The 5,116-nt window shown below is 45.4% G+C and carries 5 protein-coding genes and 2 pseudogenes; 6 read left to right on the top strand and 1 reads right to left on the bottom strand.

Annotated features, from left to right (window positions below):
• The 6 genes and pseudogenes from AND4_RS18300 to lipA form a co-directional block, all read left to right on the top strand.
• Nucleotides 1-286: FtsW/RodA/SpoVE family cell cycle protein (locus AND4_RS18300; RefSeq protein WP_009844472.1), on the top strand; the 286-nt coding region annotated here is incomplete at its 5' end.
• Nucleotides 287-289: 3 nt separating this feature from the next.
• On the top strand, nucleotides 290-1,093 hold the full coding sequence (locus AND4_RS18295; protein ID WP_009844471.1) for a septal ring lytic transglycosylase RlpA family protein: 804 nt from the start codon (nucleotides 290-292) through the stop codon (nucleotides 1,091-1,093).
• Nucleotides 1,094-1,183: 90 nt separating this feature from the next.
• The gene (locus tag AND4_RS18290; RefSeq protein WP_009844470.1) at nucleotides 1,184-2,362 is read left to right on the top strand and encodes a serine hydrolase; all 1,179 of its coding nucleotides are present in this window, start codon (nucleotides 1,184-1,186) and stop codon (nucleotides 2,360-2,362) included.
• A gap of 178 nt (nucleotides 2,363-2,540) precedes the next feature.
• Nucleotides 2,541-2,819, top strand: coding sequence for a DUF493 family protein YbeD (gene ybeD, locus AND4_RS18285; protein WP_005384135.1), 279 nt, complete (start codon nucleotides 2,541-2,543; stop codon nucleotides 2,817-2,819).
• Nucleotides 2,820-2,995: 176 nt separating this feature from the next.
• Nucleotides 2,996-3,659, top strand: a pseudogene (lipB, locus tag AND4_RS18280) (lipoyl(octanoyl) transferase LipB).
• A complete protein-coding gene (gene lipA / locus AND4_RS18275) occupies nucleotides 3,656-4,621 on the top strand; it encodes a lipoyl synthase (RefSeq protein ID WP_009844467.1) in 966 nt (321 codons plus the stop codon). Before lipB ends, lipA begins: the two are co-directional and overlap by 4 nt.
• Nucleotides 4,622-4,899: 278 nt before the next feature.
• Here lipA and glyA read toward each other — a convergent pair.
• Nucleotides 4,900-5,116 (bottom strand): annotated as a pseudogene (gene glyA, locus AND4_RS18270) (serine hydroxymethyltransferase); the annotation flags it as partial.

Genomic DNA, 5,116 nt, shown 5'->3' with positions numbered 1-5,116 from the left:
TTTCCTTGGCCTACTAACCATCTATCTATTTATTATTGGCCGCGGTCTGTATCTTGCTAGCCAAGCGCAAACCGCATTTGGTCGAATGATGGCAGGCAGTATTGTACTCAGCTTCTTCGTGTACATTTTTGTAAATATCGGTATGGTAAGTGGTATTCTGCCTGTCGTGGGCGTGCCTTTACCTTTGATCAGTTATGGCGGTACCTCAATGGTGACGCTGATGGCTGGCTTTGGCATTTTGATGTCAATCCATACGCACCGAAAAGCATTCTCTAAGGCGACCTAGACCATGCAAAAACGCGCTTTATATTCCTTGGTTTGTTCTGCCGTTATTTTGGCAGGCTGCTCTTCTACCGACCAAAAAAAACCGGAAGGCCGTTATGAGCTTGAATCCGATGTGGCTCCTGATAACCCCCTGTCGGTTGAGCACATAGAAGAGGCGAACCCCAAATACGAACCTTATAGCTTAGGTGGTAACAGCGATTACAACCTGCGCGGCTCGGACTACAAGATTGTGCGTGACGCAAACGGCTTTACAGAGAAAGGTCGTGCCTCTTGGTACGGCAAAAAATTTCAAGGTCATTTAACCTCAAACGGTGAAATCTACGACATGTACTCAATGACAGCGGCGCATAAAACCCTGCCACTGCCGAGTTACGTGAGAGTGACCAATACCGACAATGGTAAATCGACCGTAGTCCGTGTTAATGATCGCGGTCCTTTTCATGACGGCCGTATCATTGATTTGAGCTACGCGGCAGCGCACAAGTTGGATGTAGTAAAAACCGGAACCGCAAATGTTGAGATTGAGGTCATCACGGTAGAGAAACCGACCGATGAAAAATCACTCGCTGCACACCCAAAATATGTGATTCAGGTTGCTTCATCCAAATATGAAGATCGTGCGCGAACTTTAGGCCAACAGCTTGGAAAAAAATTGAACACCGAAACTTTCTTGGAATCCACAAAAGATACCTATCGCTTGTTGCTAGGTCCATATACTGACCATTCTCTGACGCAAGCCACACTGGATAAAGTAAAGTTGCTCGGCTATTCAACCGCATTTATTAAAAAACACAAAACTGACAAATGACCTCGGTGTCATGATTTTCTGTGCAGGGCCTAACTATATAAGTGGGGATTCTGTTAAGATGTCGGCAGTTAACCAAAAATTTGAATTACCATGAATAAAAATAAGTTTGTGAAATCTATTCTCGTTTCAACGGTTGCACTATCTGCAACCATCGCTCAATCTGCTTTTGCGTCACCCGTTGTTGTCCCTGATGCGCCTCAAATCGCTGCCAAAGGCTACGTGTTGATGGATTACAACTCAGGTAAAGTTCTGGCTGAGAAAGAGATGAACACAAAATTGTCTCCTGCTAGCCTGACAAAGATGATGACCAGCTATGTCATTGGCCAAGAGCTAGCTCGCGGTAATATTTCAGAAGACGATGATGTGACCATCAGTAAGAATGCTTGGGCGAAAAACTTCCCAGATTCTTCAAAAATGTTCATTGAAGTCGGCACAACGGTTAAGGTTCATGACCTAAACCGCGGCATCATCATTCAATCAGGTAACGATGCTTGTGTGGCAATGGCAGAACACATTGCCGGTTCTGAAGACGCCTTTGTTGACCTCATGAATGCTTGGGCTGATACGATTGGTATGAAGAACACGCACTTCGCAAATGTTCACGGTCTCGATAACCCGAATTTATACTCAACACCTTACGATATGGCACAACTTGGCAAGGCACTGATCCGTGATGTTCCAGATGAGTACCGTATCTACTCTGATAAGAAATTCACCTACAATGGCATCACTCAGTACAACCGTAACGGCTTACTGTGGGATAAGAGTATGAACGTTGACGGTATCAAAACGGGCCATACCAGCAATGCAGGTTACAGCCTAGTGAGCTCTGCAACAGAAGGTCAGATGCGCCTGGTTGCGGTGGTCATGGGGACAAAAGATGCCAACGCACGTAAATCAGAAAGCAAAAAGCTTCTGAGCTATGGCTTCCGCTTCTTCGAAACCGTCGCTCCGCACAAAGCAGGTGAAACCTTCGTAGAAGAAAAAGTATGGATGGGTAACAAAGACACAGTAGCACTGGGTCTTGACCAAGATACATACGTGACACTAGCTCGCGGCGAAGCCAAGAACCTAAAAGCAAGCTTCGTGCTTGAAAAAGAGCTAGAAGCCCCAATTCAGAAAGGGGATGTTGTTGGTAAGCTATACTATCAAATAGATGGTGAAGATATTGCTGAGTACCCACTAATGGCACTGGAAACAGTGGACCAAGGCAGCCTATTTAGCCGTATGTGGGACTACATCGTATTGTTGTTCAAGAGCTTCTTTTAAAAGCCACTCCTGACCAATAAACAAGTTTACAAAGCCGCCAACTAGGGCGGCTTTGTTATACTCAGTCACCCTGAAATACTTGACTCAGCGATTGACGCCACTTGGGTATGATCTTGAGTTCACCCTAATTTGACTGTACTATCTCGCACCGCAACGAATATCAACTGGAGTTATCGATATGCTAACCATCAACTCTGATGCAAAATTGAAAGACCTGCTTGAGTTTCCTTGTTCTTTTACTTACAAGGTAATGGGGCATGCAAAGCCTGAACTTCCGGAACTTGTTCTAGAAGTTATTCAGCGCCATGCTCCTGGTGACTACAGCCCAACCGTAAAACCAAGCGCTAAGGGCAACTACCACTCGGTTTCGATTAACATCACTGCGACCTCTATTGAGCAAGTGGAAACCCTATACAAAGAACTGGGCGAAATCGACATCGTACGCATGGTTCTATAATTTTTTGATATATTAAATTTTTTTTGAAAGCAGCTCTGGCTGCTTTCTTTTTATTTATCATGTAGATAATGAACAACACTAAGCCTTTCCGTTAAAAATCTGTTACTCAGCGGTAGAGCATCAAGTTCATCCAGTTTATAATCCAAACACTTTATTTATCAGCAACAGGAATTCCCATGCAACACCAAATTGTTGTGAAACGACTTGGCCGCCAAGATTATGAGCCTATATTGAAGGCGATGCATGAGTTCACTGACCTGCGCACAGACGACACGCCTGATGAAGTTTGGCTGGTTGAACACAACCCAGTATTTACGCAGGGGCAAGCGGGGAAAGCCGAGCACCTGATTAACACTGGTGATATTCCTGTTGTTCAAAGCGATCGTGGTGGTCAGGTCACTTATCATGGCCCTGGCCAATTGGTTGTGTATTTTTTGATCGACCTGCGCCGCAAAAAATTAGGAGTGCGAGATCTCGTTACACACATCGAGAAACCTCGTTATTAATACTCTTAACGCATACAATATCGACTCTGCTGCACGACCTGACGCTCCTGGCGTTTATGTCGACGGTAAAAAAATATGTTCTCTCGGACTTCGCATTCGAAAAGGATGCTCATTCCATGGCCTGGCGTTAAACGTAAATATGGACCTAAGCCCATTTTTACGTATAAACCCATGTGGCTACCAAGGAATGGAGATGGTTCAGGTCAGTCAAGTTGGCGGCCCTGAAAAAATCGAAGCCGTAGAAAAAAAACTAATACAAGAACTCGTTACTTTGCTTGATTACGAGCAAGTAGATTTCAGCACAGAAGCACCTTCTCAAGGTAACAAAGCATGAGCAAACCAATCCAGATGGAAAAAGGCGTCAAATACCGTGATGCCGACAAGATGGCATTGATTCCCGTAAAGAATATGCCTTCAGAGCAGAAAGAAGTGTTACGTAAGCCTGATTGGATGAGAATCAAGCTACCAGCCGACAGTCAGCGTATTCAAGACATAAAGTCAGCAATGCGCAAGAACAACCTTCACTCTGTGTGTGAGGAAGCATCTTGCCCAAACCTAGCTGAGTGTTTTAACCACGGTACGGCTACTTTCATGATCCTTGGCGCGATTTGTACTCGCCGTTGTCCTTTCTGTGATGTTGCCCATGGTCGTCCGCTTGCTGTTGAAGCTGAAGAGCCGAAAAAACTCGCAAAAACCATTGCCGACATGAAGTTGAAGTACGTAGTCATCACCTCTGTCGACCGTGATGACCTGCGTGATGGCGGCGCAGAGCACTTTGCTAACTGCAACCGTGAAATCCGTGAACTGAACCCGCACATCAAGATTGAAACACTCGTCCCTGACTTCCGCGGTCGTATGGATGTGGCACTTGAGCTTATGAAAGACAACCCACCAGATGTCTTCAACCACAACTTAGAAACAGCGCCTCGCCTGTATCGTAAAGCTCGCCCCGGCGCAAACTACAAGTGGTCACTGCAATTGCTGCAAAAATTTAAACAGCAACATCCAAATGTACCGACCAAGTCAGGTCTAATGATGGGCCTAGGTGAAACCAAAGAAGAGATCGTCGAAGTACTGAAAGACCTTCGTGCACATGGCGTGACTATGCTGACTCTAGGTCAATACCTAGCACCAAGCCGTCACCACTTGCCTGTAGAACGTTACGTTCCACCTTCAGAATTTGACGAGCTAAAAGAGATCGCTCTAGAGCTTGGTTTTACTCACGCGGCATGTGGTCCATTCGTTCGATCTTCCTACCATGCCGATATGCAGGCTCAAGGTATCGAGATCAAATAAGCACTCGCTTGTTTTGCAAAGAAAGGTTGGCTCAGTGCCAACCTTTTTTGTATCAGCGAATACACAAAAGACTGTCGTTCAGATAATAAAGCCAATTATCACAGCCCCAGCGCGCCATTTAGAAGGGCCAAGGCGATATCAAGAACCGAACTGTAACGCAAGATTACCTACTGTAGAAAAACAAAAAGGCCCTCAAATGAGGACCTTTAACTAATAAAGTAATCATAATGCATCGAAGCACCTGATACTTTGCAACCAAAGCGAATTTACACAGAGAACTACGCGTACACTGGTAGACGCTTACAGATTTCTAGAACTTTCTGTTTTGTCGCTTCGATAACTTCTTCGTTGCCGATGTTATCTAAAACGTCGCACATCCAGTTTGCTAGCTCTTTCGCGTCATCTTCAGTGAAGCCACGACGGGTGATTGCTGGCGTACCGACACGAATACCAGACGTTACGAACGGGCTGCGTGGGTCATTTGGAACAGAGTTC

This window comes from Vibrio sp. AND4 (genome assembly GCF_000171815.1).
GTDB lineage: Bacteria > Pseudomonadota > Gammaproteobacteria > Enterobacterales > Vibrionaceae > Vibrio.
The sequence above is the reverse complement of the archived record's forward strand: the minus strand, read 5'-3'. Positions and strand labels throughout refer to the sequence as shown.

Coding starts and splice junctions, on each gene's coding strand:
- AND4_RS18295 (WP_009844471.1), top strand. CDS start 290: ATGCAAAAACGCGCTTTATATTCCTTGGTTTGTTCTGCCGTTATTTTG.
- AND4_RS18290 (WP_009844470.1), top strand. CDS start 1,184: ATGAATAAAAATAAGTTTGTGAAATCTATTCTCGTTTCAACGGTTGCA.
- ybeD (WP_005384135.1), top strand. CDS start 2,541: ATGCTAACCATCAACTCTGATGCAAAATTGAAAGACCTGCTTGAGTTT.
- lipA (WP_009844467.1), top strand. CDS start 3,656: ATGAGCAAACCAATCCAGATGGAAAAAGGCGTCAAATACCGTGATGCC.